Annotated in this window: 30 protein-coding genes, 1 pseudogene and 1 riboswitch; of the genes and pseudogenes, 14 read left to right on the top strand and 17 right to left on the bottom strand. The window is 70.4% G+C overall.

Annotated elements, in window-relative coordinates:
* Position 1: 1 nt before the first annotated feature.
* Both ACFYWY_RS10085 and bioB read right to left on the bottom strand, forming a co-directional pair.
* Positions 2-1,297, bottom strand: a complete 1,296-nt coding sequence (locus ACFYWY_RS10085) for an adenosylmethionine--8-amino-7-oxononanoate transaminase (RefSeq protein WP_389182593.1) — start codon at positions 1,295-1,297, stop codon at positions 2-4.
* Positions 1,290-2,462 (bottom strand): biotin synthase BioB, encoded by a 1,173-nt coding sequence (bioB, locus tag ACFYWY_RS10090; RefSeq protein WP_389182596.1) that lies wholly within the window; start codon positions 2,460-2,462, stop codon positions 1,290-1,292. Before bioB ends, ACFYWY_RS10085 begins: the two co-directional genes overlap by 8 nt.
* 145 nt (positions 2,463-2,607) lie before the next feature.
* On the opposite strand from bioB, the gene ACFYWY_RS10095 reads away from it, so the two are divergent.
* Positions 2,608-3,753 carry an 8-amino-7-oxononanoate synthase gene (locus ACFYWY_RS10095; RefSeq protein ID WP_389182599.1) on the top strand — a complete coding sequence of 382 codons (1,146 nt, stop codon included), beginning with the start codon at positions 2,608-2,610 and terminating at the stop codon, positions 3,751-3,753.
* A 14-nt stretch (positions 3,754-3,767) separates the two neighbouring features.
* Here ACFYWY_RS10095 and ACFYWY_RS10100 read toward each other — a convergent pair whose 3' ends face one another.
* Both ACFYWY_RS10100 and ACFYWY_RS10105 read right to left on the bottom strand, forming a co-directional pair.
* Entirely contained in the window at positions 3,768-3,974 is a 207-nt protein-coding gene (locus ACFYWY_RS10100) for a DUF397 domain-containing protein (RefSeq protein ID WP_389182602.1), read from the bottom strand.
* A gap of 14 nt (positions 3,975-3,988) precedes the next feature.
* Positions 3,989-4,846, bottom strand: coding sequence for a helix-turn-helix domain-containing protein (locus tag ACFYWY_RS10105; RefSeq protein ID WP_389182605.1), 858 nt, complete (start codon positions 4,844-4,846; stop codon positions 3,989-3,991).
* Between the two features lie 228 nt (positions 4,847-5,074).
* On the opposite strand from ACFYWY_RS10105, the gene ACFYWY_RS10110 reads away from it, so the two are divergent.
* Complete coding sequence (locus ACFYWY_RS10110; protein ID WP_389182608.1) at positions 5,075-5,506, top strand: ATP-binding protein; 432 nt, start codon at positions 5,075-5,077, stop codon at positions 5,504-5,506.
* Between the two features lie 14 nt (positions 5,507-5,520).
* Here the strand turns inward: ACFYWY_RS10110 and ACFYWY_RS10115 are convergent, their stop codons facing one another.
* On the bottom strand, positions 5,521-6,432 hold the full coding sequence (locus ACFYWY_RS10115) for a LysR family transcriptional regulator (RefSeq protein WP_389182611.1): 912 nt from the start codon (positions 6,430-6,432) through the stop codon (positions 5,521-5,523).
* Between the two features lie 82 nt (positions 6,433-6,514).
* Here ACFYWY_RS10115 and ACFYWY_RS10120 point away from each other — a divergent pair, with 82 nt between their 5' ends.
* On the top strand, positions 6,515-7,144 hold the full coding sequence (locus tag ACFYWY_RS10120) for a LysE family translocator (RefSeq protein WP_389182614.1): 630 nt from the start codon (positions 6,515-6,517) through the stop codon (positions 7,142-7,144).
* Between the two features lie 45 nt (positions 7,145-7,189).
* Here ACFYWY_RS10120 and ACFYWY_RS10125 read toward each other — a convergent pair whose 3' ends face one another.
* From ACFYWY_RS10125 to ACFYWY_RS10135, 3 genes are all read right to left on the bottom strand, one after another.
* A complete protein-coding gene (locus ACFYWY_RS10125; RefSeq protein WP_389182617.1) occupies positions 7,190-7,666 on the bottom strand; it encodes a C40 family peptidase in 477 nt (158 codons plus the stop codon).
* Between the two features lie 3 nt (positions 7,667-7,669).
* Positions 7,670-7,855: riboswitch (cyclic di-AMP (ydaO/yuaA leader) on the bottom strand.
* A 318-nt stretch (positions 7,856-8,173) separates the two neighbouring features.
* The gene (locus ACFYWY_RS10130) at positions 8,174-8,482 is read right to left on the bottom strand and encodes a hypothetical protein (RefSeq protein WP_389182620.1); all 309 of its coding nucleotides are present in this window, start codon (positions 8,480-8,482) and stop codon (positions 8,174-8,176) included.
* Between the two features lie 7 nt (positions 8,483-8,489).
* Positions 8,490-9,134, bottom strand: a complete 645-nt coding sequence (locus tag ACFYWY_RS10135; RefSeq protein WP_389182623.1) for an ATP-dependent Clp protease proteolytic subunit — start codon at positions 9,132-9,134, stop codon at positions 8,490-8,492.
* 80 nt (positions 9,135-9,214) lie between these two features.
* Between ACFYWY_RS10135 and ACFYWY_RS10140 the strand changes: the two genes are divergently transcribed.
* On the top strand, positions 9,215-9,496 hold the full coding sequence (locus ACFYWY_RS10140; RefSeq protein WP_389182626.1) for a type II toxin-antitoxin system Phd/YefM family antitoxin: 282 nt from the start codon (positions 9,215-9,217) through the stop codon (positions 9,494-9,496).
* Positions 9,497-9,535: 39 nt separating this feature from the next.
* Here the strand turns inward: ACFYWY_RS10140 and ACFYWY_RS10145 are convergent.
* Positions 9,536-9,775: pseudogene (locus ACFYWY_RS10145) on the bottom strand (ABC transporter permease); the annotation flags it as partial.
* A 261-nt stretch (positions 9,776-10,036) separates the two neighbouring features.
* Between ACFYWY_RS10145 and ACFYWY_RS10150 the strand changes: the two are divergent.
* The 7 genes from ACFYWY_RS10150 to ACFYWY_RS10180 all read left to right on the top strand — a co-directional run bounded on the left by ACFYWY_RS10150 (position 10,037) and on the right by ACFYWY_RS10180 (position 16,197).
* Positions 10,037-10,339 carry an urease subunit gamma gene (locus ACFYWY_RS10150; protein ID WP_389182629.1) on the top strand — a complete coding sequence of 101 codons (303 nt, stop codon included), beginning with the start codon at positions 10,037-10,039 and terminating at the stop codon, positions 10,337-10,339.
* A 15-nt stretch (positions 10,340-10,354) separates the two neighbouring features.
* The gene (locus tag ACFYWY_RS10155; RefSeq protein WP_389182632.1) at positions 10,355-10,666 is read left to right on the top strand and encodes an urease subunit beta; all 312 of its coding nucleotides are present in this window, start codon (positions 10,355-10,357) and stop codon (positions 10,664-10,666) included.
* The gene (locus tag ACFYWY_RS10160) at positions 10,659-12,380 is read left to right on the top strand and encodes an urease subunit alpha (protein ID WP_389182635.1); all 1,722 of its coding nucleotides are present in this window, start codon (positions 10,659-10,661) and stop codon (positions 12,378-12,380) included. Before ACFYWY_RS10155 ends, ACFYWY_RS10160 begins: the two co-directional genes overlap by 8 nt.
* 9 nt (positions 12,381-12,389) lie before the next feature.
* The gene (locus tag ACFYWY_RS10165; RefSeq protein ID WP_389182637.1) at positions 12,390-13,052 is read left to right on the top strand and encodes an urease accessory protein UreF; all 663 of its coding nucleotides are present in this window, start codon (positions 12,390-12,392) and stop codon (positions 13,050-13,052) included.
* A gap of 18 nt (positions 13,053-13,070) precedes the next feature.
* Positions 13,071-13,748: an urease accessory protein UreG gene (gene ureG, locus ACFYWY_RS10170; protein WP_389182640.1), complete on the top strand. Its 678-nt coding sequence runs from the start codon at positions 13,071-13,073 to the stop codon at positions 13,746-13,748.
* The gene (locus tag ACFYWY_RS10175) at positions 13,745-14,485 is read left to right on the top strand and encodes an urease accessory protein UreD (protein ID WP_389182643.1); all 741 of its coding nucleotides are present in this window, start codon (positions 13,745-13,747) and stop codon (positions 14,483-14,485) included. The genes ureG and ACFYWY_RS10175 overlap by 4 nt, the downstream gene beginning before the upstream one ends.
* 134 nt (positions 14,486-14,619) lie before the next feature.
* Positions 14,620-16,197: an alpha/beta hydrolase gene (locus tag ACFYWY_RS10180; protein ID WP_389182646.1), complete on the top strand. Its 1,578-nt coding sequence runs from the start codon at positions 14,620-14,622 to the stop codon at positions 16,195-16,197.
* 138 nt (positions 16,198-16,335) lie between these two features.
* Here the strand turns inward: ACFYWY_RS10180 and ACFYWY_RS10185 are convergent, their stop codons facing one another.
* Both ACFYWY_RS10185 and ACFYWY_RS10190 read right to left on the bottom strand, forming a co-directional pair.
* Positions 16,336-17,043 carry a lysophospholipid acyltransferase family protein gene (locus tag ACFYWY_RS10185; RefSeq protein ID WP_389182649.1) on the bottom strand — a complete coding sequence of 236 codons (708 nt, stop codon included), beginning with the start codon at positions 17,041-17,043 and terminating at the stop codon, positions 16,336-16,338.
* Between the two features lie 849 nt (positions 17,044-17,892).
* On the bottom strand, positions 17,893-18,093 hold the full coding sequence (locus ACFYWY_RS10190) for a DUF5988 family protein (protein ID WP_389182652.1): 201 nt from the start codon (positions 18,091-18,093) through the stop codon (positions 17,893-17,895).
* A gap of 117 nt (positions 18,094-18,210) precedes the next feature.
* On the opposite strand from ACFYWY_RS10190, the gene ACFYWY_RS10195 reads away from it, so the two are divergent.
* Together ACFYWY_RS10195 and ACFYWY_RS10200 are read left to right on the top strand one after the other, a co-directional pair.
* Complete coding sequence (locus ACFYWY_RS10195; protein ID WP_389182655.1) at positions 18,211-18,441, top strand: DUF6296 family protein; 231 nt, start codon at positions 18,211-18,213, stop codon at positions 18,439-18,441.
* Between the two features lie 167 nt (positions 18,442-18,608).
* The gene (locus ACFYWY_RS10200) at positions 18,609-19,148 is read left to right on the top strand and encodes an ATP-binding protein (RefSeq protein WP_389182658.1); all 540 of its coding nucleotides are present in this window, start codon (positions 18,609-18,611) and stop codon (positions 19,146-19,148) included.
* Positions 19,149-19,252: 104 nt separating this feature from the next.
* Here the strand turns inward: ACFYWY_RS10200 and ACFYWY_RS10205 are convergent, their stop codons facing one another.
* From ACFYWY_RS10205 to ACFYWY_RS10225, 5 genes are all read right to left on the bottom strand, one after another.
* Positions 19,253-19,411, bottom strand: a complete 159-nt coding sequence (locus tag ACFYWY_RS10205; protein WP_266488210.1) for a hypothetical protein — start codon at positions 19,409-19,411, stop codon at positions 19,253-19,255.
* Positions 19,412-19,485: 74 nt separating this feature from the next.
* The gene (locus ACFYWY_RS10210) at positions 19,486-20,439 is read right to left on the bottom strand and encodes a cytochrome c oxidase assembly protein (protein ID WP_389182661.1); all 954 of its coding nucleotides are present in this window, start codon (positions 20,437-20,439) and stop codon (positions 19,486-19,488) included.
* A gap of 122 nt (positions 20,440-20,561) precedes the next feature.
* On the bottom strand, positions 20,562-21,587 hold the full coding sequence (locus tag ACFYWY_RS10215) for a 6-phosphofructokinase (protein ID WP_389182664.1): 1,026 nt from the start codon (positions 21,585-21,587) through the stop codon (positions 20,562-20,564).
* A gap of 128 nt (positions 21,588-21,715) precedes the next feature.
* Positions 21,716-22,444: a type 1 glutamine amidotransferase gene (locus tag ACFYWY_RS10220; RefSeq protein ID WP_389182667.1), complete on the bottom strand. Its 729-nt coding sequence runs from the start codon at positions 22,442-22,444 to the stop codon at positions 21,716-21,718.
* A gap of 24 nt (positions 22,445-22,468) precedes the next feature.
* Positions 22,469-23,707, bottom strand: coding sequence for a MurT ligase domain-containing protein (locus ACFYWY_RS10225; protein WP_389182669.1), 1,239 nt, complete (start codon positions 23,705-23,707; stop codon positions 22,469-22,471).
* A 114-nt stretch (positions 23,708-23,821) separates the two neighbouring features.
* On the opposite strand from ACFYWY_RS10225, the gene def reads away from it, so the two are divergent.
* On the top strand, positions 23,822-24,376 hold the full coding sequence (def, locus tag ACFYWY_RS10230) for a peptide deformylase (protein ID WP_389182672.1): 555 nt from the start codon (positions 23,822-23,824) through the stop codon (positions 24,374-24,376).
* A gap of 86 nt (positions 24,377-24,462) precedes the next feature.
* Here the strand turns inward: def and ACFYWY_RS10235 are convergent, their stop codons facing one another.
* Positions 24,463-25,110, bottom strand: a complete 648-nt coding sequence (locus tag ACFYWY_RS10235; RefSeq protein WP_389182675.1) for a TetR family transcriptional regulator — start codon at positions 25,108-25,110, stop codon at positions 24,463-24,465.
* Between the last annotated feature and the right edge of the window lie 125 nt (positions 25,111-25,235).

A 25,235-nucleotide genomic window follows, 5' to 3' on the forward strand; every position in this document is an offset into this window, starting at 1 on the left:
CTCACCCGGACGACGCCGCCGCGCACACCGCCCGCACTATCCGGGCGACGTCCTCGTCGGCCGACACAAACGGCGGCATGGTGTAGATCAGGTCCCTGAAGGGCCGCAGCCACACCCCCTCGCGCACCGCCGCCTCCGTCGCCGCCGCCATGTCCACCGCGTGGTCCAGCTGTACGACGCCGATCGCGCCGAGCACTCGTACGTCCTTCACGCCCGGCAGCCCGCGCGCCGGCGCCAGCCCCTCCGCCAGTGCGGCCTCGATCCGCTTGACCTCCTGCTGCCAGTCCTGGCCGAGCAGCAGATCGATCGAGGCGCAGGCCACCGCCGACGCCAGCGGGTTGCCCATGAACGTCGGTCCGTGCGCCAGAACCGGCACCTCGCCCCGGGAGATGCCGTCCGCCACCCGCGAGGTGCACAGCGTCGCCGCCATCGTGAGATAGCCGCCGGCCAGCGCCTTGCCCAGGCACATCACATCCGGTGAGACCCCCGCGAGCTCAGCCGCGAACAGCGCGCCCGTACGGCCGAACCCCGTCGCGATCTCGTCGAAGATCAGCAGCACGCCGTGCTCGTCGCACGCCTCCCGCAGCACCCGCAGATACTCGGGGGAGTGGAACCGCATCCCGCCCGCTCCCTGCACCACGGGCTCCACGATCACCGCGGCCAGCTCGTCCGCGTGCCGCGCGACGGCATCGCGCAGCCGCTGTGCGTACGACTCCTCGAACCCGGCCGGCGGCGCGTCCACGAAGACCTGGCGCGGCAGCACGCCCGACCACAGCTCGTGCATCCCGCCCTCGGGATCGCACACCGACATCGGCTGCCAGGTGTCCCCGTGGTACCCGCCCCGCCATGTCAGCAGCCGCTGCTTGGCCGGCCGCCCCACCGAGCGCCAGTACTGCAGGCACATCTTCACCGCGACCTCGACCGAGACCGAGCCCGAATCGCAGAGGAAGACATGCTGCAGCGGCTCGGGCGTGATCTCGACCAGCCGGGCCGCCAGCCGGACGGCGGGCTCGTGCGTGAGCCCGCCGAACATCACATGGCTCATCCGCCCCAGCTGGCTGTGCGCCGCCTCGTTGAGCACCGGGTGGTTGTAGCCGTGGATTGCCGACCACCAGGACGACATGCCGTCGATCAACTCGCGCTGCCCGTGCACCGGTTCGGCCAGCCGCAGCCGTACCCCGGCAGCCGACTCGACGATCAGCGGATCATTCCGCCCCGGCATGGGGCCGTACGGATGCCAGACATGCGCCCGGTCCAGGGCCAGCAGCTCGCCGGGACCCAGACCGGACTCAGGCATTGGGCGCCAGATCGGTGCCGGCGCCACGGCGGCGTACCGAGACCAGATCCGTACGGGCGGCGGGCACATCCGCCGTGGGCGCCTCGGCGGCGGGCTCGCTGTCACCGCACGGCGCGCACCCGCCGGAGTGCGAACCGCAGCCGCCCGGGGCCGCCGCGTCCGTACGGTGTTCCGGCAGCGTCGTCGTGCCCGCGCCCTCCACCTCGAACCCAGCGTCCGCGATCATGTCGAGGTCGGCCTGCCCGGCCTGCCCCTCGCTGGTGAGGTAGTCGCCGAGGAAGATCGAGTTGGCCAGGTGCAGCGCGAGCGGCTGCATCGAGCGCAGATGTACCTCGCGCCCGCCCGCGAGCCGTACCTCCACGTCCGGGCAGACGAACCGGACCATGGCCAGGATGCGCAGCGCGCGCTGCGGGGTGAGGTTCCACTCCTTGGCGAGCGGCGTGCCCTCGAACGGGATCAGGAAGTTCACCGGCACCGAGTCCGGGTCGAGCTCGCGCAGCGAGAAGACGACGTCGACCAGGTCGTCGTCGCTCTCGCCCATGCCCGCGATCAGCCCGGAGCACGCGGAGAGACCCGCGGCCTGCGCCTGGTGCACGGTGTCCACCCGATCGGCGTACGTGTGAGTGGTCGTGATGTCCCCGTACGTCCCCTCGGACGTATTGAGGTTGTGGTTGTACGCGTCGGCGCCGGCGGCCCGCAGCCGCTCCGCCTGCCCACCCGAGAGCAGCCCGAGACAGGCGCAGACCTCGACGTCCTCGTTCTGCTCCTTGATCGCCTCGATCGTCTTGGAGACCCGGTCGACGTCGCGGTCGGTCGGGCCGCGGCCGCTGGCCACCAGGCAGACCCGCTTGGCGCCGCCCGCCACCCCGGCCGCGGCCGCCTGCGAGGCCTCGTCGGGCTTCAGCCAGGTGTACTTGAGGATCTCGGCCTTGGAGCCGAGCCGCTGGGAGCAGTACGAGCAGTCCTCGGGGCACAGCCCCGACTTCAGGTTGACGAGATAGTTCAGCTTCACCCGTCGACCGAACCACTGGCGGCGCACCTTGCCGGCCGCGGCCACCACTTCGAGCAGATCGTCGTCGGAGGTCGCCAGCACGGCGAGCGCTTCTTCACGGGTCGGCAGCTCGCGCCGCAGCCCCTTCTCCACCAGCGTGTTCAGCAGGTCCATGGCGCAGATCCTGACGTACGGCACACGTCGTGGCCAAGGAGGAACCCCACAACAGAGCATGTTTGAGGTGTGTGCATGGCCACATCCGCTCCTCCGGTGACCCCGGCTAGGGTCTGTGCGCTGCCTACAAAAGGACCGGACCACCATGCCCCAGGATCCTTTCGACTGGATCGACGACGAGTCGCGCCGCCGTGAGCGCGCGGGCCTCGTGCGTACGCTCCGGCCGCGCACCGCCGACTCCGAGCTGCTGGATCTCGCCGGCAACGACTACCTGGGACTCACCCGCCGACCGGAGATCACCGGCGCGGCGGCCGAGGCCGCCCGCCGCTGGGGCGCGGGGGCCACCGGCTCCCGGCTGGTCACGGGCAGCACAGCGCTCCACGCCGAGCTGGAGCGGGAGCTTGCCGCCTTCTGCGGATTCGAGGCCGCCCTGGTGCTGTCCTCCGGCTATGCCGCGAACCTCGCCGCCGTGACCGCGCTGAGCGGCCGCGGCTCGCTGATCGTCTCCGACGCGGGCAACCACGCCTCGATCGTGGACGGCTGCCGGCTCTCGCGCGCCGAGACCGTGGTCGTCCCGCACGCCGACGTCGACGCCGTACGCAAAACGCTCGACGCGGACCCCGGGCGGCGCGCCCTCGCGGTCACCGACTCGGTCTTCTCGGTGGACGGCGATGCCGCTCCGCTGGCGGACCTCGCGGAGGCGTGCGGCGAGCACGGCGCCGCGCTGCTCGTCGACGACGCGCACGGTCTCGGCGTACTGGGCGACGGCGGGCGCGGATCCCTGAACGCCGCGGGCATCGCGGGCGGCGCGGGCGTCGTCGCCACGCTCACCCTCTCCAAGTCCCTGGGCAGCCAGGGCGGAGCGGTCCTCGGCCCGGCCCGGGTGATCGACCATCTGGTCAACACCGCCCGTACGTTCATCTTCGACACGGGTCTGGCGCCCGCCGCAGCGGGAGCCGCGCTGGCGAGCCTGCGACTGATCGGCCGCGAACCGGCGCTGGCCGAGCGCGCCCGCACGGTCGCCTCGACCCTGCACCGCCGCCTCACGGACGCGGGCCTGACCGCCGCACGACCGGACGCCGCCGTCGTCTCCGTACGGGCGCCGTCTCCGGAGTCCGCGCTGCGCTGGGCCGCGGACTGCCGGGCCGCCGGGCTCGTCGTGGGTTGTTTCCGCCCTCCGTCGGTGCCGGACGGCATCTCCCGGATCAGGCTCACGGCGAGGGCAGACCTCACGGATCAGCAGATCGAGGCGGCGATCGCCACGATCACCGGGACCGCGCCGGTCGGGTGACCGTCAGCCGACGGTCAACCGACGGTTTCCTCGTGGACCGCGGTCAGAAAGCGGGACCAGGCCTGCGGGGAGAAACGCAGGGCCTGCCGCGCGATGTTCTTGGAGTCCCTTACCGCGAGCGTGTCGTCGGGCAGCCGGGCCGCCTCGACGCAGTTGTTCATTCCCGTGCTGCGGCTGCTGCGCCGCCACCGTAGTGAGTCCTGTGCGAGGCGATCGGACATGTGGGGGGTGCCTCCTATGCGCCGTCACTGATCCGTGCGATGAGATCCAATGAGTCCGCTGGTGACAGAGCGCGCTTCTGCATCGTGTGGAAGGCGGCGCTGTACACCTCAAGGTCTTCTTTCCGCTCGAGGTAGAGGCTACTCGTCAAGTGGTCGAGAACAACCACATCCAGATCAGAAGTGCTCGGAAAGGAGAAGATAACGAAAGGGCCCGTGAGTCCTACGTAGCCGCCGACCGAGAACGGCAGTACCTGGAGCCGCACATGGGGCAGTTGTGCCGTCTCCGCCAGCTGCCGCAGTTGCTCCCGCATCACCCGGCAGCCGCCCACCTCGCGCCGCAGCGCCGCCTCGTCGAGCACCGCACTCAGCTTGAGCGGCCGCTCCGCGCGCAGCACCGACTGGCGGGCGATCCGCACCTCCACCAGTGAGTTGACGGTCTCGGCAGGCAGCTCCTCCAGCGCCGCGCGCGTCACCGCATGTGCGTAGTCGGGCGTTTGCAGCAGGCCCGGCACCACCGAGGTCTCCAGCGTGCGCGCCGCGCAGGCATTGGCCTCCAGACTGATGAAGTCCCGGTACCCGGGCGGGATCAGCCCGCGGAACGCATGCCACCAGCCGCTGCCCGCACCGTCCGCCGCGCCTGCCAAGGTCTCGAGCAGCGCGCGCAGTTGAGGATCACCGACGCCGTACACGTCCAGCAGCAGGGTCACATCGGCCGCCTTGACCCCGCTGGCGCCGGTCTCGATCCGGCTCACCTTCGACTGGTGCCAGCCTGCCAGCCGCCCGGCGTCCCGGCTGGTGAGGCCCGCCTCCAGGCGCAGCCTCCGCAGCTCCTCGCCGAGCTTGCGACGGCGCACCGCGGGACCGTGCCGCATCTCCCGCTCCTTCCCGCACGTGACCAATTGGTGAGTGTGCCGCCCAAATACGGTCTCGCGTAGCAGAGTTCACCGCTTTGAGCGACAGATATATGCACATCTCGGTGGATCGCCGCCCTCGACAGCACGATAGGTGGCACTCTGGCGCGAAGCGCAATCCGTGGCCGTCCTCGCATTCATCCGCTACGAGTCGGAGCCCGGCCCCGGTGGGAAAGGGACAGCGTCGCCATGGCAGACCATCAGGAAGCCTCCGTCACTCTGCCGAGCGCCCCAGCCTCGGTCTCCGCCGCCCGGAGATACGCCACCGACGTCGTCTCCGAGTGGGGCCTGCCCGTCGAGACCGAAGCCGTCGACACCGTCCGGCTGATCGTCTCCGAACTCGCCACCAACGCCGTCCAGCACACCTTCGGCCAGTCGCCCACCTTCACCGTGGACCTGCGTCTCGAGCGGGACGAGGAACTGCGCATCGGCGTCACCGACAGCCACCCCCGCTGGCCACAGCGGCTGCCCGCCGCCGTCCGCCAGGACAACGGCCGCGGCATGGTCATCATCCGCAGCCTCACCGCGGAGTACGGCGGACAGCTCTCCGTCACCCCGACCCCGGAGGGCGGCAAGACCGTCTGGATCGTCCTGCCGTGGACCGCCCCGGTGAAGAGCTGATATCCGCCCGGCGGTCAGTTTCCCGCGCGGCCGAACGCGCCGCGCAGCAGAGCCCGCAGTGATTCGGCAGCCGGGCCCGACTCCTCGCCGCGGTGCGCCACCGAGATCGTCCGCCGGAACGCGGCCGGCTCCAACTGCCGTACGCCGAGTGGCGTCGCGGTCGTCGCAGCGACCATCTCCGGCACCACCGCCACCCCGAGCCCCGCGCTGACCAGCGCGCACACCAGCGCATAGCCCGGCGACTCGCAGACCACCGCCGGGGTCGCCCCGGCCTGCGCCAAGGCCCCCTCGACCCCCTTGCGCGGCGGATGCGTGGGAGCGCTGCTGATCAGCGGCTGGCCGGCCAGCTCGGCCACCGGCAGCCGCCCCGAGCCACCCGCGAGCGCATGGCCGGGCGCCGTGACCAGGACCAGCTCCTCCACCAGCAGCGGATCCAGCACCACACCCGCGGGCAGCTGCGCCGGTTCGGCCGGTTCGTACGCATGGGTCAGCGCCAGATCCACATCGCCGGCCGCCACCGCCAGGACCCCGCCCGGCGGTTCGTACTCCGTGACGGTGAGCTCCACATCCGGATGCGCGCGGCGAAACGCGCTCAGCACCGGCGGCAGCAGGTGGATGCCGACCGTCGTGAACGTGCCCACGCGCAGCCGCCCGCCGGACAGACCCGCCAGCCGCGCCAGCTCGTGCCGAGCCTGCTCCATCTCGTCCAGCACCCGGCGTGCCCGCGTCGCCAGCAGCTCGCCCGCGGCCGTGAGCCGCGCGCCTCGGTGGTGGCGGACCAGCAGCGCCGCCCCCGCCTCGCGCTCCAGCTTGGCCAGTTGCTGGGAGAGCGCGGGCGCGGTGTAGCCCAGACGGGCCGCGGCCCGGGTGATCGAACCGGCCTCGGCCACCGCCACCAGCGCCGCCAGCCGTGTCGGGTCGTACATGCCACACCTTAAGCATTGCTTTGGGCAGACCCAGAGGATTGCAAGTACATGCTAATGCCTCCTCCGGTCCAGGATGGCTGCCATGGACACACAACTCGTCGCCTTCACCGGGGTCGCCGTGGGCATGGTCGCCATGCCGGGCGCGGATTTCACCGTTGTCGTGCGCAACGCCCTCGCCTCCCGGCGCGCCGGCGTGGCCTGCGCCGCCGGGGTCGCCGGGGGACTGCTCGTGCACACCGCGCTCGCGGTGGCGGGGCTCGCGGCGGTCCTGGTCGCGGTGCCGGTGCTGTTCCGCACGCTGCAGATCCTGGGCGGCGCCTATGTGCTCTACCTGGGGGTACAGGCGGTGCGCGGCGCGCTGCGTCCGGCGCCCGCCGGGCCGGACCCGGAGGGCGACGCGGCCGACGGCGTCGGCCGCAGTCTGCGGCAGGGCTTTCTGACCAACGTCCTCAATCCGAAGGCGCCGGTCCTCTTCCTCAGCCTGCTTCCGCAGTTCGTGCCGGATGGTGCACCGGTGCTGCCGCGCACCTTGCTGCTCGCCACGATCGTCGTCGTACTGGCGCTGCTCTGGTTCCCGGCGGTTGCACTGCTGGTGGACCGGCTCGGGACATGGCTGCGGCGCCCGCGCACCACCCGCGCCGTGGAAGGCGTCACCGGCGGGGCACTCACCGCGCTGGGCGTGACCCTGCTGGCCGAGCCGCTGGCGCACTGACGCGGTGTGGCGCACCGGGAGCGTGTCCGGTGCGCCACCGGGCCGTCAGCGCACCCGGCCGTACCAGACGCGCTTGCTCCAGATCTTCTCGAGCTTGACCCAGGAGCCGGTCTTGGGCGAGTGCCAGATCTTGCCGCTGCCGGCGTAGATCCCCACGTGGTAGACGCTGTTGCCGGAGTGGAAGAAGACCAGATCTCCTCGCTGGCGCGAGGAGGCCGAGACGCGGCGGGTCTTGTTGAACTGCTGCTGGGCGGTGCGTGGGAGCTTTTTGCCCGCCTTCTTGTACGAATAACGCGTCAGCCCCGAGCAGTCGAACCGGGATGGACCCGACGCGCCGTACTTGTACGGCGCTCCCTTCTTCGAAGAGGCCACCTGAAGTGCCTTGTTGGCGTGGGCCGTAGCCGCGTGCGCCTCGGAAGCGGCGCCGGGCACCAGCAGTGAGCCGCCGAGGGCGGCGAGGGTCAGGGCCGATACGGCACCCGCCCGGGTCAGCAAAATCGGGCCGTGAATCTGCGCAGCCATGCGCAACCCTTCGTCAGCCGCCTGTGAAGGATGACCTGTCGGGTTCGGACGGACGAAGATGCCCGGCCGCGGAACGCGGCTTCACCCCGAGGGACCACCGGACTTGCCGGATGTCCCGTGCTGATTGGGTCCTCCACTCCTGCCGGTGCACTTCTGTCGACCAGTCATCCGGAGCGGCGGCAGGACTCGGCGTCCGCCCGGACCGCCCCGCCGTGGTTGGCGGGGGCTTGTCGTCCCAGGGATCTTGACCCACACCATGCCGGATTTCCGAGCCGAAATGACGGTTTGTGAGCTTCGACACCACTGATCTGTTCGGGTGGACAGAGTTGTTGCGGGGCCCGGCGGCGGACACCTGAGGACTCCCGCACCAGCAGCGGAACAGGTCATTCCGTCAAATCGGTAGTCGGGGAGCGCAAGTTGTCCGCAGTAGTTGAGGGGACCGGGAATACATCGAATGGAGGATGGCTGCCGGTACCCCAATGGCGGTGGACGGAAGCGGCGAATGCGTCAACTCATCGACACGGGCGGCATCGTCACCCGGCGCGCCCTGCGTTCGCCGTCGAGAACCCTGAGCGCCTCGGCGAGGGTCGCCGCATGGACCTCGTTCTCGCCGCGCATATGCATCACCGTCAGTGCGTCCTTGAGCGCGGTGGCCCGGCCGACCAGCGCCTGCGCCGCACGCAGCGCTCCGTAGGTGTGCGTCGAGCGGGCCGGATTGATCCGTCCCAGCAGGTCGAGTACTTCGAGATAGCTGTCGATGAACTCGCACTCGGCGCGGGTCAGTGCCGGAAGCGGCGGCAGCTCGGGTAGTAGCATCGGGCGCTCACCTGGAACCGGAGGCGGAGAGCGACGTCTTGCGGTTCTTGATCACGTGGTCGACCAGTCCGTAGGCCTTGGCGTCCTGCGCTTCGAAGATCTTGTCGCGCTCCAGATCGGCGGCGATCCGCTCCGGACTGTGGCCGGTGTGGCGTACGAGCATCCCGGCGAGTTGGGCGCGCAGCCGCAGCAACTCCCGCGCCTGGATCTCCAGATCGGACGGCTGGCCCTGCAACGGCTCCTCGAACGCGGGCTGCTGGAGGACGATCCGGGCGCCGGGCAGCGCCATCCGCTTGCCAGGCGCGCCGGCGGCGAGCAGCAGGGCGGCGGTCGATGCGGCCTGCCCCAGACAGGTCGTCTCCACGTCGCAGGTGACCACCTGCATCGTGTCGTAGATCGCGGACATGGCGCTCAGCGAGCCACCGGGAGAGTTGATGTAGAGGGAGATGTCCCGGTCCGGCGCGTCGTACTCGAGGTACAGGAACTGCGCGATCACATCATTGGCCGCGGTGTCGTCGACGGCGGTGCCCAGGAAGATGATCCGCTCGCCGAGCAGCTTGGAGTACGGATCGAGGGTGCGCGATCCGGTGCCGGCGCGCTCGGTGAACTGCGGCAGGACGTAGCGGGCGGCAGGGCGGGCAGGGCGGTTCATGACGTACCTCTCCTCGCACAGATGGCTCTGAGGGCTCTGTAAAAAATGTACAGGACGTACAGGCCGTTATGATGGGGAGCATGGCTTACGAGATTCCGGTGACGCAAGCCCGCGCAGAGCTCGCCGAACTGATCAACCGCGTTGTCTACGGCGGGGAGCGCGTCGTCGTGACCCGGCACGGGAAGCCGCTCGTGGCGCTGGTGTCGGCCGCTGACCTGGAGCGACTCGAGGCGGAGCAGGAGGATGCCGAGGGGCAGGTGATCAGCTCGGTGTCCTCGCTCGGCTCGGTCGCATCCGCTTCAGGCGAACAGGGACGCTTCGGTCTGGCGGCCGAGCACCGCCGCCCCGACCGCCGCGACTGACCAGGCGTCCCGCCGGGATCAGCCGGCCGGTACGGGAGTGCCTTCCCGGCGTTCCGCGGCCATGGCAGGCCGTCCGCCCCGACGCGCCCCAGCGACGACGGGGCCGGCCGCCGAGGCGGTCAGCAGCTGCGGGCCCCGGCCGGTGACGACCACCGCTCCGTATACGGCCCGTTGCTCGATGGCGGTGCGGGCGGTGGCCTCGTCGTCGTAGCGGTGAACGTCGAAGGCTCCCTCCCGCTGCTCGACGCACTCCTCCAGCTGGGCGGTCGCGGCGGCAGGCCGCCCAGCAGGCACTCATCGGTGATGTCCAGGTCGATGTCCGGGAGGACGGACTGCGGGCGCTGATGTCGATGGGGGATTCGTCCATGGGAATTGCGTCCATGGGGGATACAAAGATCAGTTAACGCGCCGGAAAAGATTCCGCCTTACCGTTCAACCCCTGCCCGCGAGGTGCTCGCCTACAGGTCAACGACGCGTTGACATGACCTGGAGCCCGCTGCGCCCAGGCGGGCCCGGGCCGGACGACTGTGAGGTGGACGCGTGCAACTCTCCCCGCACGAGCAGGAAAGACTGCTCATCCATGTGGCTGCCGACGTCGCGCAGAAGCGCCGTGGGCGAGGCGTGAAGCTGAACCACCCCGAGTCCGTCGCCCTCATCACCTCGCACATCCTCGAGGGCGCCAGGGACGGACGCACCGTCGCCGAGCTCATGGCGTCCGGCCGCAAGGTGCTCACCCGCGCGGACGTCATGGAAGGCGTCCCCGAGATGATCCACGACGTCCAGGTCGAGGCGACCTTCCCGGACGGCACCAAGCTCGTCACCGTCCACGACCCGATCGACTGAGGGGGAGGGCCGCCGATGATCCCCGGAGAGATCCTCTACGCGGACGGTCGCGTTCCGCTCAATGAGGGCCGCGAAGTCACCCGCCTCACCGTCGTCAACGCCGCCGACCGCCCCGTCCAGGTCGGCTCCCACTACCACTTCGCCGAGGCGAACCCCGGTCTGGACTTCGACCGCGCGGCCGCCCGCGGCCTGCGGCTGAACATCGCGGCGGGCACCGCCGTGCGCTTCGAGCCCGGTATCCCCGTCGACGTCGAACTCGTCCCCTTCACCGGACTGCGCGTCATCGCCGGGCTGCGGGGAGAGACCGGAGGTCCGCTCGATGCCTGAACTCAACCGTGCCGTCTATGCCGACCTCTTCGGCCCGACCACCGGCGACCGGATCCGCCTCGCCGACACCGACCTCTTCGTCGAGATCGAGGAGGACCGCTCCGGCGGACCCGGACTCGCGGGCGACGAGGCCGTGTTCGGCGGCGGCAAGGTGATCCGCGAGTCCATGGGCCAGTCCCGTACGACTCGTGCCGAAGGCGCACCCGACACGGTGGTCACCGGTGTGGTCATCATCGACCACTGGGGCATCGTCAAGGCCGACATCGGCATCCGCGACGGCCGGATCGCGGGCATCGGCAAGGCCGGCAACCCCGACACGATGGACGGCGTCCACCCCGGCCTCGTCATCGGCCCCGAGACCGAGATCATCGCCGGCAACGGGAAGCTCGTCACCGCGGGCGCGATCGACGCGCACGTCCATTTCATCTCGCCGACGATCATCGACCAAGCCCTCGCGACCGGCGTCACCACCCTCGTCGGCGGCGGCACCGGGCCGGCCGAAGGCACCAAGGCCACCACCATCACGCCCGGACCGTGGCACCTTGCCCGGATGTTCGAGGCGATGGACTCCCTGCCCGTCAACATCGGACTGCTCGGCAAGGGCAACACGATGTCCCGCGAGGCCATGCACTCCCAACTGCGCGGCGGGGCGCTCGGGTTCAAGATCCACGAGGACTGGGGCGCGACGCCCGCCGTCATCGACGCCTGCCTGACCGTCTGCGAAGAGACCGGCGCGCAGCTCGCCATCCACACGGACACGCTGAACGAGGCGGGCTTCGTCGGCGACACCCTCGCCGCCATCGCGGGCCGCACGATCCACGCGTACCACACCGAGGGCGCGGGCGGCGGGCACGCACCGGACATCATCACCGTCGTCTCCGAGCCGTATGTCCTGCCCAGCTCCACCAACCCGACCCGGCCGCACACCGTCAACACCATCGAGGAACACCTCGACATGCTGATGGTCTGCCACCACCTGAACCCGTCCGTGCCCGAGGACCTCGCCTTCGCCGAGTCGCGGATCCGGCCCTCGACCATCGCGGCCGAGGACATACTGCACGACCTGGGTGCCATCTCGATCATCTCGTCCGACTCCCAGGCCATGGGCCGCGTCGGTGAAGTGATCATGCGTACCTGGCAGACCGCGCATGTGATGAAGAAGCGCCGGGGCGCACTGCCCGGGGACGGCCGAGCCGACAACCACCGCGCACGTCGCTATGTCGCCAAATACACCATCAACCCCGCGCTCGCGCAGGGCCTCGACCATGAGATCGGCTCGGTGGAGACCGGCAAGCTCGCCGACCTGGTGCTGTGGGACCCGGCGTTCTTCGGTGTCAAGCCGCTTCTCGTCATCAAGGGCGGGCAGATCGCATACGCGCAGATGGGCGACGCCAACGCCTCCATCCCGACACCGCAGCCCGTCATGCCGCGGCCGATGTTCGGTGCGCTGGGGCGGGCAGCGTCGGTGAGTTCGGTCAACTTCGTCGCCGAGGCGGCGATCGAGGACGGACTTCCCGAACGCCTCGGCCTGGCCAAGAAGTTCACGCCGATCACCAGCACCCGGCATGTCACCAAGGCCGATATGCGGGAGAACGACGCCCGGCCGCGAGTCGAGGTCGACGCCGACACCTTCACGGTGAGAATCGACGGCGTGCCGGTCGAACCGGCACCCGCCGCCGAACTCCCCATGGCCCAGCGTTACTTCCTCTTCTGATGAGCCACGATGAGTAGGGCAGCCCTGCTGGTCCTCGCCGACGGCCGGTTTCCCGCCGGTGGCCACGCCCACTCCGGCGGCGCCGAACCGGCCGTCAAGGCGGGGCGGATCCGCGATGCCCGGGACCTGGCGGAGTTCTGCCGGGGGCGGCTGCACACCACCGGCCTCACCTCGGCGGCGCTCGCCGCCGCGGCCGCCCTGGGCCTCGACCCGCTGGAGCTGGACGAAGCGGCCGACGCCCGTACCCCCTCGCCCGCGTTGCGGGCCACCGCCCGCAAGCTCGGCCGGCAGCTGATGCGCGCCGCCCGCTCCACCTGGCCCAGCACCGAACTCGACGCGCTGGCCGCCGCCCGCCCGCGCGGCGCCCATCAGCCGATCGTCCTCGGGCTCGCCGCCCGGTCCGCCGGGCTCGGCCCAGAGGACGCCGCGCACTGTGCGGCGTACGAGACGGTCAGCGGCCCGGCGACCGCCGCCGTACGCCTCCTCAGCCTGGACCCCTTCGAGGCCACCGCCGTCCTCGCCCGCCTCGCTCCCGAGCTCGACCAGGTCGCCGAACGGGCGGCACGCGCCGCGCGCGACGGAATCGACGCGCTGCCCGCCGCATCCGCGCCGCTGCTCGACATCACGGCTGAGGCCCATGCCGCCTGGCCCGTCCGCCTCTTCGCCTCGTAAGACATCAAGGAGCCGCACATGCACCTCGACCACGCACACGACGGTCCTGCCGCGGTCAGCGCCGACGCCGTGCGCCCCGACGGCAACCGGCGCGCCCTGCGCATCGGCCTCGGCGGACCCGTCGGCTCCGGCAAGACCGCCACCGTCGCCGCGCTCTGCGGCGAACTGCGAGACCAGCTGTCCATCGCCGTCGTCACCAACGACATCTACACCCGCGAGGACGCAGAATTCCTCCTCCGTCACGCCGTACTGCCGCCCGAGCGAATCCAGGCCGTCGAGACCGGCGCCTGCCCGCACACCGCCATCCGCGACGACATCTCCGCCAATCTCGAAGCCGTCGAGGATCTGGAGGAGAGCGTCGGCCCGCTCGATCTGATCCTCGTGGAGTCCGGCGGCGACAATCTCACCGCGACCTTCTCCAAGGGCCTCGTCGACGCCCAGATCTTCGTCATCGACGTCGCGGGCGGCGACGACATCCCGCGCAAGGGAGGCCCCGGCGTCACCACAGCGGACCTCCTCGTCATCAACAAGACCGACCTCGCGCCCCACGTCGGTTCCGATCTGCAGCGCATGGCTCGCGACGCCAAGGAACAGCGCGGCGAACTCCCCGTCGCCTTCACCTCGTTGAAGGGTGACGAGGGCGTCGGCCCGGTCGCCGACTGGGTGCGCGCACAGTTCGCCGCCTGGACCGCATGAGCATCCAGGCCACCGCCCGTATCGTCGCCACCCGCGACGGCCTGCCGGTGCTGATGAGCGACGGGCCGCTCGCCGTGCGCCGCACCCGTGCCACGGGCCCGTACACCCGCGTCACCGTCGTCGGCGCGATGAGCGCACCGCTCGGCGGCGACCGGCTCGCCATCGAGGCGGACGCGGGGGAGGGGGCGCGACTACTCGTCGACTCCGCCGCCGCGACCATCGCGTTGCCCGGCCCGACTCCCGAACAGGCCCACTACGACGTGCGGCTGACGGTCGGTGAGAACGCCGAGCTGCACTGGCTGCCGGAGCAGCTCATCTCCGCGTACGGCAGCGATCTGCGCATGCGTACGCGGGTCGAACTGGCCCCCACTGCCCGGCTGGTGCTGCGCGAGGAGCAGATCCTGGGCCGGTACGGCGAACAGTCCGGCACCCTCGCCACCCGCCTCACCGTCCACCGCGCCGGACGGCCTCTGCTCGACCAGGAGCTCGGCTACGGCCCCGGCGCACCCGGCGGCTGGGACGGCGCCGCGGTCCTCGCCGGTCACCGGGCGGTGGGCCAACTCCTCGTCGTGGACCCGGAGTTCGAGGACAAGCCGGCCGAGCCGCAGCTGCTCGGCGGGACCGCGGCCCTCACGCCGCTCGCCGGTCCGGCCTTTCTGGTCACTGCCGTCGCACCGGACGCCCGCCAACTGCGGCGCGTACTCGATGAGGTGCTACAGGCCCAACTGCCCGGCTGACAACACCGCTCAGCGGGACACCTCACACCGGTTATTGGTTCGGTAAAGAACACCAGTACGGCCTGGTCGCGGCAGCCCCGCAGACGAAAGGATCCCCCGGAGACCAGACAACAGAACAGAAGGGGGAGTTCTACGTGAGACGCACAGCAGTGCTCGGCTCGGCCGGCACTCTGGTCGCGGGCACCCTCATAGCGGGTGCGATCGCGGCTCCGGCGGCAAGTGCCGAGGGCAGCCACAGTGGTTGGTCCGAGGCACGCGGCGTTCAGGTCGCCGCCGAGCGGGCCGCCAAGAAGGGCATCGACTGGACGGACTGTCCGGCGGACTGGGGGATCGCCAAGCCCATCCAGTGCGGCTGGGTGAGCGTTCCGCTCGACTATGCGCGGCCGAACGGCAAGCAGATCAAGATTGCCGTCGACCGGATCGGCAACACCGGCTCCCAGGCGGATCGCCAGGGCGCCCTCATCTACAACCCGGGCGGCCCCGGCGGCTCGGGCATGCGCTTCCCGACCCGGGTCACGAACAAGAACCCGCTCTGGGCCAACACCGCCAAGGCTTACGACTTCGTGGGCTTCGACCCGCGGGGTGTCGGGCACTCGACGCCGATCTCCTGTGTCGACCCGCAGGAGTTCGTCAAGGCGCCGAAGGCCGATCCGGTGCCCGACAGTGAGGCCGACAAGCGCGCCCAGCGCAAGCTCGCCGCGGAGTACGCGGACGGGTGCGCGGAGCGCAGCGGCTGGATGCTGCCGCACATGACCACGCCGAACACCGCGCGCGACCTGGACGTCGTCCGGGCCGCCCTCGGTGAGAAGAAGCTCAACTTCCTGGGCGTCTCCTACGGCACGTACATCGGCGCGGTCTACGCGACGCTCTTCCCCGGCCATGTCCGCCGGATGATCGTCGACAGCGTGGTCAACCCCTCGCGGGAGAAGATCTGGTACGAGGCCAACCTCGACCAGGACGTCGCCTTCCAGATGCGCTGGGACGACTGGAAGGCCTGGGTCGCCAAGAACGACGCGGCCTTCCACATCGGGGACACCCCCGAGAAGGTCGAGCAGCAGTGGCTGAAGCTGCGGGCCACCGCCAAGAAGGCCCCGCTCGGCGGGGTCGTCGGACCGGCGGAGCTCATCGGCTTCTTCCAGAGCGCGCCGTACTACGACTCCTCCTGGGTGCCCGTCGCCCAGACCTGGAGCAAGTACCTCGCCGGTGACACCCAGGCACTGGTCGACGCCGCGGCGCCCGACCTGTCCGACACCAAGGGCAACATCGCCTCGGAGAACGGCAACGCCGTCTACACGGCCGTCGAGTGCGCGGACGCCAAGTGGCCGACCAGCTGGCGGAAGTGGGACCGGGACAACACCCGGCTCCACAAGGACTACCCCTTCATGACGTGGGCGAATGCCTGGATGAACCTTCCGTGCGCCACCTGGTCGTCCAAGCAGCAGACCCCGCTGTACGTGAAGTCGGGCAAGGGGCTGCCGCCGGTGCTGATCGTTCAGGCGACCCGTGACGCCGCCACTCCCTTCGAGGGCGCCGTCGAGCTGCACAAGCGGCTCAAGGGCTCGCGTCTGATCACCGAGAAGGACGCCGGCTCGCACGGTGTGACCGGCCTGGTCAACCCGTGCGTCAACGAGCGGGTGGACGCCTACCTGCTCAGCGGCAAGCTGGACAGCAGCGATGTGACGTGCGCTCCGCACGCCACGCCGAAGCCGTAAGACACAGCGGTACGGGGGAGGGGCGGCCGGTCACGGCCGCCCCTCCTTCGCGTCCGGACCGGCTCACCGCGTCCCGTTCAGCCAGGAGTCCTCCGCCGCGTAGTCGAACCAGTCGTCCAGGTACAGCGCGATCCGCTCTCAGCTTCTGCGTCGCGGGAACCTCTTCGGCTGCTCCAGCTCCGCCTTGACGTCGGCTGCGTAGCGGTCCACGTACTCCTGGCCGGACAGCTCGAGAATCGCGTACATGATCTCGTCGGTGACGGCCCGGATCGCCGCCTTCTCGTTCTCCATGCCCGCGAACCGCGAGAAGTCCAGCGGCTCCCCGAACCGCACGGTGACTCTCTTGATCTTCGGCAGGACCTGTCCGGGCGGCTGGATCTCGAACGTCCCGACCATCGCGCACGGCACCACCGGGGCCTGCGCCCTGATCGCCATAACGGCGACACCGACCTTGCCCTTGTAGAGCCTGCCGTCGTGCGAGCGTGTGCCTTCGGGATAGATACCCAGCAGCTCGCCCTTGCCCAGCACGCCGAGCCCCTCGCGGATCGCCGCCTTCCCCGCCTCCTTGCCGGAGCGGTCCACCGGGATCTGCCCGGCGCTGCGGAAGAACGCCGCGGTCAGCCTGCCCCTGAGCCCCGGCCCGGTGAAGTACTCAGCTTTCGCCAGGAAGGTGATGCGCCGTTTGATGATCGCCGGCATCAGAAAGTGGTCGGAGAACGACAGATGGTTGCCGGCGACGATCGCCGCGCCCTCGGCCGGGATGTGCTCGAGTCCCTCGATCCTGGGCCGGAACAGCAACCGCAACAGCGGCCCCAGAATGACGTATTTGAGCACGTAGTAGAACACGGGGGGCGCTCCTCACTCCGCAGGGCCTGCTCCCGGGCCACGTTGTGCCAGGTCATCGGGGATGCCGGGAGGGATCAGTGTAGGTGCAGGTATCGCCACGTGTAAGCGTCTGCGATCAGACATATCCTGACTCGATGCCGACCCTCCTGACGGCAAGTCAGGCGTCCTGACGCGCCGCGTGGGGGAGAGGGCGGGCGCGCGAGGGTGGGCGTGCGGGGCGACGCCGAAGCCGGCCGCGGTGCCTCATCACGTACGCGGCCGCCGCCGGCAGCGCAGGCGGGCGCACGGCCTCGTGGAGCAGCCCCGCGCCCAGCAGGCCCCCGGTCGTGGCCGGTGAACCGTGCGAAGGCCCCGTCAATGGTCGGGCGGGCACCCGCGCCGCCGCCGTTAGCCGACGGCGGCCTGGGCACTCGCCCGGCAGGAAGGAACGGCAGATTCGATCGGCAGGCTCGGGGGGACAGGCCGGTGAGCACACCTCCGAACGATCCGGTACCGCCCAGCCCGACACCCGCGCCCGGCCCCGGACCCACCCGCGCCGGCGGCCACCCCCGGAGCCGCGACCCCACCCGGGCCCGCTGCCAGGGCCGGTCCCGGCACCTGAGCCCCTCACCTGAATCCGGCCGGACGGCAGCCGTTCCCTGGAGGGGCGGTCGCAGCGGCAGGACCGACGCGGCCTCGGCCGCCACCGCCGGAGGTCGACGATCCGGACCTCGACGTCGGCCGCTGGACGATGAAGACCGTCACGGACCGCCTGGACAGCGACCCGTGGCAGGACGCCCTGCCCCGCGGTCGCTCACTGGCCCCTGCCCGCCGCCGCCCGGCCGCTCTCGGGGACGGCGGCGGTTGAGGTCACTCGGCGATCTCGGTCCGTTCCCACCACTCGTAGACAGGCAGACGTCCCTCCGGGCTGTCCTGATGCCGCGAAGTGATCTTGAAGTGCTCGTACCCGCCACGGTGCGGAATCTTCAGCTCTTGTCCGGGAGGGGTGATCGGAACGATCCGCTCGTGCAGGTCGTCCGGACCACCCTCAAGGACTGCCTTTGTAGCCATATCCCCAGTGTCCTACCCGCCGGGCCACCCGCACATCGGGATACCCGGTCGATGCGGGCTGCCGGGCGCGCCGACTCGGCGCGCGTGGCCGACGATGGAAGGAGTCGGGAGGCTCCCATGGAATACCCAGAAAGCTACGAGTTGATATTTCAGGCGCCCGCCGTGGAGGACGACGTCGTGATCGTCCGGCGCACCGACAAGGCGGGAGCGGGCGGATATCCGATCTACGAGGACGAAACGGGAATCGTACGCGCGGAGATCAGCGACCGGGGGGAGGTACGGATGATCGCCAGCGGCGGCCATCAGGTGCCCAGGATGCCGATGAGGGCACGCTCACTCAGCTCCTGAACCCGCCGATACCGGGGCGCCCGGTTTGCGCCGGACGGGCGACGTGTTGCGGTCTTGGAGACCCCCGGTCACTCTGGTGTGTGACCCAGAAGCGACATGCGCTCACTCTTCGCACTCGGGGGTCCGCAGCCGAAGAGGTGACCAGGTCGCGGTGAGGAGCAACGGTCATGCACGTCACGACCGCCTGCCGCTACACCTTGGAAGTGCAGGCATCCACAGAGCGGATTCCCCAGATCCGGCGCATTCTGTCAGCGCACCTTCGGTACTGGAGCCTCGAGCACCACATCACACCGGTCTGCCGCGCTGTCGACGAACTCGTCGGCAACGTCGTCCAGCACGTCGAGGGCGACAAGACATGCGTGGTCGAGGTGCGCTGGACGGGAAGGCACCTGATCGCGTCCGTGGCGGACAAGGACCGCCGGATGCCGCGGGTGACCACTTCCTCCCCGACGAAGGGCGGGCTCGCCACCGTTGCGCACCTCAGTGACAGCTGGGGTACATGCGGCACCGCCACCGGCAAGGTGATCTGGTTCTCCAGGCGCGTCAAGGAAGTCCAGCACATCCTGCGGTTCGCGCCTGTGCCGATGCTGCCCACGCGTGCGTTCAAGCCCCTGCCGCCGGACACGCCGCTGCGGCGGGACCCGGACCCGGCCGCGCCGGAGCACATCCAGGAGCGGGACCGAGTCCGCGTCGCGGCAATCGGCTGACGAAGGAGCCGTACGGGCGAAACGCCTCGCCCGTACGCGCTGCCCGGCCGCGCGGCGCCTTGCCCGCACCGCTTCGCTCGGAGCCGCCTGCCCGGTACGCCGCGTCAGTTGCCGCGTGAAGCGATCACCCCGATCGTCACCAGGCCGAGAACCACCCAGCCGAACCAGAGCCAGCCATTGCTTCCGAGTGCCGCCGTGTAGGCCGTCACGACCACCAGGGTCCCGACGGTGAGCACTCCCATCGCCTTCGTGGATCCGGACATGCGCGCCCTCCTCCGACGGCCACGGCCGTCGGACTCATCGTCACCCGTGAGTAGGGCCTCGCGCTACTGCCCCGCTACTGTCCGCGTGCTTGGAGCGAGGCGAGATACGCGTTGTACGCCGCGAGATCCTTGTCGCCGTCCCGGTCCGCGGCACGGTCCATGCGCCTCGCCTCCCGCTGCTCGGAGCGGTACCACTGGAAGACCAGCGCGACCAGCACCAGCACGGAAGGGATCTCGCTGAACGCCCAGGCGATGCCGCCGGCCGCGTTCTGATCGGCGAGCGCGTCGATGCCGAGCGAGGCCGGCGGATTCTCGTACGCCTTGATCATCGGCTCGGTCGCCATCATGAGCGCGATGCCGAAGAAGGCGTGGAACGGCATGCCCGCGAAGAGCTCCAGCATCCGCATCACATAGCCGGGCCGCTGCGGCCCCGGGTCCACGCCCATGATCGGCCAGAAGAACACCATCCCGACCGCGAGGAAGTGCACCATCATCGCCACATGCCCGGTCTTGGACTCCATCAGGAAATCGAACAGCGGCGTGAAGTAGAGCGCGTACAGGCTCGCGATGAAGAGCGGGATCGTGAATACGGGGTGCGTGACGATCCGCATGTAGCGGCTGTGCAGCAGGGCGAGCAGCAGCTCTCGCGGACCCTTGCTGCCGCGGCGGGAGGCGACCGGCAGCGCGCGCAGCGCCAGCGTCACCGGCGCGCCGAGCAGGAGCAAGATCGGGGAGATCATGCTGATCACCATGTGCTGCACCATGTGCACGCTGAACATGACCATGCCGTAGTCATTGAGCTTGGTGCACATCACCAGCGCCACGCTCAGCACGCCGACGGTGAACAGGACGGTACGGCTGACCGGCCAGCTGTCGCCGCGCCTGCGCAGCCGCAGCACGCCCCAGCCGTACAGACCGAGCCCGAGCAGACAGCCGATGAGGAAGAACGGGTCCGGTGAGAGTTCGAGCCCCCGCCCCAGCGTGAACGGCGGCAGATCCATCGTCATGCCGTGCCCGCTGTGATCCATCCGCCGGCTCCTGTTTCGTACTGGGTTGTCCGCTTGTCCGGACCAGAGTAGAACTGCCCCCGGTCGCGCCTGCGACCGGGGGCAGTTCGTTCAGTTGTGCGCGGTTTCTGTGTTGTGCGATTTCAGAGCACGCACTCTGCCTCGGCGTACCGGTCGGCCGGGACGGTCTTCAGCGTCTCCACGGCCTGGGCCAGCGGCACCATCGTGATGTCCGTGCCGCGCAGCGCCGTCATCATGCCGAACTCACCGCGGTGCGCGGCCTCCACGGCATGCCAGCCGAAGCGGGTGGCGAGCACACGGTCGTACGCGGTCGGGGTACCGCCGCGCTGGACGTGGCCGAGGATCACCGCCCGAGCCTCCTTGCCGAGCCGCTCCTCCAGTTCGACGGAGAGCTGCTGGGCCACGCCCGCGAAGCGCTCGTGTCCGTAGACGTCCTTGCCGCCCTCGTTGAACTTCATCGAGCCCTCGCGCGGCTTGGCGCCCTCCGCGACCACGACGATCGCGAACTTCTTGCCCGCCGAGAAACGCTCACCGACCCGCGCGGTCAGCTCGCCGATGTCGAACGGCCGCTCCGGGACGACGATGGCGTGCGCGCCCGCCGCCATACCGGAGTGCAGCGCGATCCAGCCGGTGTGCCGCCCCATGACCTCGACGATCAGCACACGCTGGTGCGATTCGGCGGTGGTCTTCAGCCGGTCGAGCGCCTCGGTGGCGACCCCGACGGCGGTGTCGAAACCGAAGGTGACGTCGGTCGACGCGATGTCGTTGTCGATGGTCTTCGGTACGCCGACGATCGGCAGCCCGCTCTCGGAGAGGAGATTGGCGGCCTTGAGGGTGCCTTCGCCGCCGATCGGGATGATCGCGTCGAGACCCAGCTCGGCGACATGCCCCTTAGCCCGCTCCACACCGTCGCGCAGATGAGCCGGCTGGACCCGGGAGGAGCCGAGAATCGTGCCGCCCCGGGCCAGGATGCCGCCCACCGCGTCAAGGTCGAGCTTGCGGTAGTCGCACTCCAGAAGGCCCTTCCAGCCGTCGTGGAAGCCGATGACCTCGTCGCCGTGGTCGACGACGGCGCGGTGCACGACGGAACGGATGACGGCGTTCAGACCGGGGCAGTCGCCGCCGGAGGTGAGCACACCAATGCGCATAGCCCGAAAGTACCTTTGCAACGTGGGCCGACTTCCGGACCACGTCGTCCGGTTCGATCCCCGCCACCCTACCGGCGCGGGGTGACGGGGCCGAACCGGGCGTCCGAGTGATGGGACGCGTCCGGCTCTCAGGCGGGCTGCGTCGCGGCTGAGATGCGCTCGGCGCGCAGCGAGTCGTACCACCGGTCGTCCGTCGGCGGCAGCGCGTTCACATCGAGGGCCAGCTTCAGCAGCAGGTCCGCGATCTGCGGGTTGCGGGCCATCACGGGACCGTGCATGTAGGTGCCGAACACCGTCTCGTTGTACGCGCCTTCGGTTCCGTCGCCCGTGCCGTTGCCCCGGCCGAGGATCGTGCGCGCGAACGGGCGGGCCGCCGGGCCGAGATGCGTGATGCCCTGGTGGTTCTCGAAGCCCGTCAGCTGCGGCAGCCCCAACCGCGGGTCGATGTCGGCCAGTACGTCGCCGACGCACCGCTCGCCCTCACCGCGCGTGGAGACCACGTCGATCAGACCGAGACCCGGCTCACGCTCGCCGAGGTCGTTGATGAACTCGTGGCCGAGGATCTGGTACCCGGCGCAGACCGAGAAGATGATCGCGCCGTTGGACGCGGCCCGGCTGAGCCCGCCGTCCCGGCGCAGCCGCTCGGCCGCCAGCCGCTGGGGCCGGTCCTCGCCGCCGCCGATCAGATAGATGTCGCCGGAGGTGGGGACCGGCTGGTCGCTGCGTACGTCCATACGCATCACGTCCAGGCCGCGCTGCCGGGCCCGGCGCTCGATGACGAGGGCGTTTCCCTGGTCGCCGTAGGTGCTGAGCAGGTCCGGGTAGACCCAGACCAGACGCAGGCTGTTGTCGCTCATGCTCATGTCCTTTTCGGTCCGCGGTCAGTTGCCCACGCGGCGGCGCAGGTCCTGGAAGGCGGTGTAGTTGGCGATCGCCTCGATCCGCCCGGGCGGGGCCAGCTGCACCGCCTCGTCGACGGACTCGCACACACGGAAGTCCAGGCCCGCGACCTCGAGCCGGACCGCGAGGTCCAGCTTGCGGTCGCCGATGACGAGGATCGGGTGGCCGGCGAGCCGGGTGTAGTCGACATCCCAGAGCCACGAGGTGTCCGTGCCGTCGGCGCCACGGGCGTTGACCGACAGGATGACCGGGGTCGGCGGCGGGTCGATCAGGGAGAACGTTTCGAGCCAGCCGGCCGGGTTCTTCGCCAGCAGCAGGCGCAGATCGCGGTTCAGGAAAGAGACCACGTCATAGCGGCCGGCGACGGCCTGCACGGAGTACATGCGCTCCAGGGCGACCTGCGGCGGCACGCCGAAGCAGGCGGCGACCGCGGCGGAGGTCGCGGCGTTCGCCTTGTTGGCCCGGCCCGGCAGCTGCAGGTGGATCGGCCAGGCCGATCCGTGCGGGTCCAGGACGTGGTCGCCGCTGAGCACCCAGCTCGGGGCGGGCCGGCGGAAGCCGCACTCGCCGCAGAACCAGTCGTCGCCGGGGCGCTGCATCACACCGCCGCAGGACGGGCAGGACCAGGCGTCGTCCTTCCACTCCTGGCCGGCGGCCACCCACACCACATTGGGCGAAGAGGACGCGGCCCAAACGATCAGCGGGTCGTCGGCGTTGGCGATGACCATGGCCTTCGTACCGGCAAGGCCCTCGCGCCACTTCTCGGCGAGCATCCGGGTCTCGGCCGCGCGGTCCAGCTGGTCGCGCGAGAGGTTGAGCAGCGCAATCGCCTTCGGGGTCACATCGCGGGCGACGCCGGCCAGGTACTTCTCGTCGACCTCGATCACACCGAACTTGGCGTCGGAGCCGCCGGCCAGTGCCGAAGTGATGCCGGCGGGCATGTTGGCGCCGAGCGCGTTGGAGACGACAGGGCCGCTGGCCCGCAGAGCCTCGGCGATCAGCCGGGTCGTCGTGGTCTTGCCGTTGGTCGCCGACACGAGGACGACGTCCAGGTGCTGCGCCAGCCGCCCCAGCAGATCGGGGTCGAGCTTGAGCGCGACCCGGCCGCCGATCACTGATCCGCTGCCGCGTCCGGCGGCGCGCGACACCGCTGCCGCGGCCTTGCCTGCCGTCACGGCCAGCTTGGCGCGCGGCGTCAGGGGCTCCGAGTTGCCTGACATCGTCCTTGATCCTCCTTGCATCGGTCCGGCCCAGCCTATCGAGGTCCGGTCTGACGCCCGTACGTCGGCACCGCCCCAAACGTGGAGGTCACGCGGGACCGTACGCTTGCGGCCATGCGAAACCGGCCGATCCCCGGCAGTTCCGGACTCGTGAGGGCCATGAGCCTGTTCGGAGATCCGGTGCTGCACGCCCCGTGCGAGACCGTCAGCGACTTCTCCACCGGGCTGAACAAGCTCATCGAGGACATGTTCGCGACGATGTACGCGGCGCAGGGCGTGGGCCTGGCGGCGAACCAGGTGGGAATGCCTCTGCGGGTGTTCGTCTACGACTGCCCGGACGACGAGGACGTCCGCCACCTCGGACACATCGTCAACCCCCGGCTGGTGGAGGCGGACGGGGTCAGGGTGCGCGGCCCGGAGGGCTGCCTCTCGCTGCCGGGCCTGGAGGCCGGGACGGAGCGCTATGACCACGCGGTGGTGGAGGGCGTGACGTCGGACGGGGCGCCGGTGCGGGTGGAGGCCACCGGCTTCTTCGCGCGGTGCCTACAGCACGAGTGCGACCACTTGGACGGGTTGGTCTACACCGACCGCCTCAGGGGCTGGCGCCGCGCGAAGACACAGCGCGCGGCACGCAGGGCAGGGCTGACATTCGGCCCGTCCGGCGATTGAGGACAGTCCCCCCTACGACGTGCGGGCGTAGGGCACTCCCAGCGCGAGTACCGGACTCCGGGGCGGAGCCCCGGCCGGCAAGGCCCCTAGAAGCCCGGGCCGCCCGCGCGGTCGCCCGCCGCCGCCAGGCGGCCCCAGAGCAGATCGGCCAGGCTGCGCACCAACTCCGCACGGGAGCAAGGGCGTTCGCCGAGCCACCAGTCGCCCGCCGCGTGCATCATGCCGACGATGCCGTGGCCCCACACCCGTGCCAGCTGCTCGCTGCCGGGGCCGAGGTCGACCCGGTCGTGGATCACCTTCGCCAACTCCTCGCCGAGCCGGCGCAGCAGCGGCGCCGAGTGGCGGCCGACGTCGAAGCCCGCCTCCGACGGCTGGGCGTCCTCGGCCGGATGCATAAGGAAGCGGTAGACCTGCGGGCGCGCTTCGATCGCAGCGAGATACGTGTCCAGCGTGGCCTCGACCCGCTCGCGGCGGTCCGCGGGCGCGTCGACCGCCGCCCTCAACGCGTCCAGCAGCGCGTCCGTGTGGCGCTTGGCGAGCGCCCGGTACAGGCCGCCCTTGTCGCCGAAGTGCCGGTACAGGATGGGCTTGGTGATGCCCGCCTCCGCGGCGATGGCGTTCATCGAGGCCTGTGGCCCGTCCCGGAGCACCACCCGGTCGGCCGCCTCGAGCAGCTCCCGGCGCCGCTGGTCGGCCGGCTTCTGCTGGGCCGCCGCCTGCTGTGTGGTCTCCATGGTTGTATCTCCCCACCCGAGCGATTGCGTGACGCCTGCGCAACGTAACACCCCGAGCGCCGTGACAGGTCAACCGGTCATGGCTGGTTGACATGCACTACTTGCCGGTAACACACTTCGGTTAC

This window comes from Streptomyces sp. NPDC002870, from assembly GCF_042888505.1.
Lineage (GTDB): Bacteria > Actinomycetota > Actinomycetes > Streptomycetales > Streptomycetaceae > Streptomyces.

Coding starts and splice junctions, on each gene's coding strand:
- ACFYWY_RS10220 (WP_389182667.1), bottom strand. CDS start 22,444: ATGAGCGACAACAGCCTGCGTCTGGTCTGGGTCTACCCGGACCTGCTC.
- ACFYWY_RS10100 (WP_389182602.1), bottom strand. CDS start 3,974: ATGTCCGATCGCCTCGCACAGGACTCACTACGGTGGCGGCGCAGCAGC.
- ACFYWY_RS10225 (WP_389182669.1), bottom strand. CDS start 23,707: ATGTCAGGCAACTCGGAGCCCCTGACGCCGCGCGCCAAGCTGGCCGTG.
- ACFYWY_RS10140 (WP_389182626.1), top strand. CDS start 9,215: ATGGCTTACGAGATTCCGGTGACGCAAGCCCGCGCAGAGCTCGCCGAA.
- ACFYWY_RS10085 (WP_389182593.1), bottom strand. CDS start 1,297: ATGCCTGAGTCCGGTCTGGGTCCCGGCGAGCTGCTGGCCCTGGACCGG.
- ACFYWY_RS10120 (WP_389182614.1), top strand. CDS start 6,515: ATGGACACACAACTCGTCGCCTTCACCGGGGTCGCCGTGGGCATGGTC.
- def (WP_389182672.1), top strand. CDS start 23,822: ATGCGAAACCGGCCGATCCCCGGCAGTTCCGGACTCGTGAGGGCCATG.
- ACFYWY_RS10125 (WP_389182617.1), bottom strand. CDS start 7,666: ATGGCTGCGCAGATTCACGGCCCGATTTTGCTGACCCGGGCGGGTGCC.
- ACFYWY_RS10200 (WP_389182658.1), top strand. CDS start 18,609: ATGCACGTCACGACCGCCTGCCGCTACACCTTGGAAGTGCAGGCATCC.
- ACFYWY_RS10235 (WP_389182675.1), bottom strand. CDS start 25,110: ATGGAGACCACACAGCAGGCGGCGGCCCAGCAGAAGCCGGCCGACCAG.
- ACFYWY_RS10155 (WP_389182632.1), top strand. CDS start 10,355: ATGATCCCCGGAGAGATCCTCTACGCGGACGGTCGCGTTCCGCTCAAT.
- ACFYWY_RS10130 (WP_389182620.1), bottom strand. CDS start 8,482: ATGCTACTACCCGAGCTGCCGCCGCTTCCGGCACTGACCCGCGCCGAG.
- ACFYWY_RS10135 (WP_389182623.1), bottom strand. CDS start 9,134: ATGAACCGCCCTGCCCGCCCTGCCGCCCGCTACGTCCTGCCGCAGTTC.
- bioB (WP_389182596.1), bottom strand. CDS start 2,462: ATGGACCTGCTGAACACGCTGGTGGAGAAGGGGCTGCGGCGCGAGCTG.
- ureG (WP_389182640.1), top strand. CDS start 13,071: ATGCACCTCGACCACGCACACGACGGTCCTGCCGCGGTCAGCGCCGAC.
- ACFYWY_RS10195 (WP_389182655.1), top strand. CDS start 18,211: ATGGAATACCCAGAAAGCTACGAGTTGATATTTCAGGCGCCCGCCGTG.
- ACFYWY_RS10110 (WP_389182608.1), top strand. CDS start 5,075: ATGGCAGACCATCAGGAAGCCTCCGTCACTCTGCCGAGCGCCCCAGCC.
- ACFYWY_RS10205 (WP_266488210.1), bottom strand. CDS start 19,411: ATGTCCGGATCCACGAAGGCGATGGGAGTGCTCACCGTCGGGACCCTG.
- ACFYWY_RS10175 (WP_389182643.1), top strand. CDS start 13,745: ATGAGCATCCAGGCCACCGCCCGTATCGTCGCCACCCGCGACGGCCTG.
- ACFYWY_RS10165 (WP_389182637.1), top strand. CDS start 12,390: ATGAGTAGGGCAGCCCTGCTGGTCCTCGCCGACGGCCGGTTTCCCGCC.
- ACFYWY_RS10105 (WP_389182605.1), bottom strand. CDS start 4,846: ATGCGGCACGGTCCCGCGGTGCGCCGTCGCAAGCTCGGCGAGGAGCTG.
- ACFYWY_RS10115 (WP_389182611.1), bottom strand. CDS start 6,432: ATGTACGACCCGACACGGCTGGCGGCGCTGGTGGCGGTGGCCGAGGCC.
- ACFYWY_RS10210 (WP_389182661.1), bottom strand. CDS start 20,439: ATGGATCACAGCGGGCACGGCATGACGATGGATCTGCCGCCGTTCACG.
- ACFYWY_RS10215 (WP_389182664.1), bottom strand. CDS start 21,587: ATGCGCATTGGTGTGCTCACCTCCGGCGGCGACTGCCCCGGTCTGAAC.
- ACFYWY_RS10190 (WP_389182652.1), bottom strand. CDS start 18,093: ATGGCTACAAAGGCAGTCCTTGAGGGTGGTCCGGACGACCTGCACGAG.
- ACFYWY_RS10160 (WP_389182635.1), top strand. CDS start 10,659: ATGCCTGAACTCAACCGTGCCGTCTATGCCGACCTCTTCGGCCCGACC.
- ACFYWY_RS10095 (WP_389182599.1), top strand. CDS start 2,608: ATGCCCCAGGATCCTTTCGACTGGATCGACGACGAGTCGCGCCGCCGT.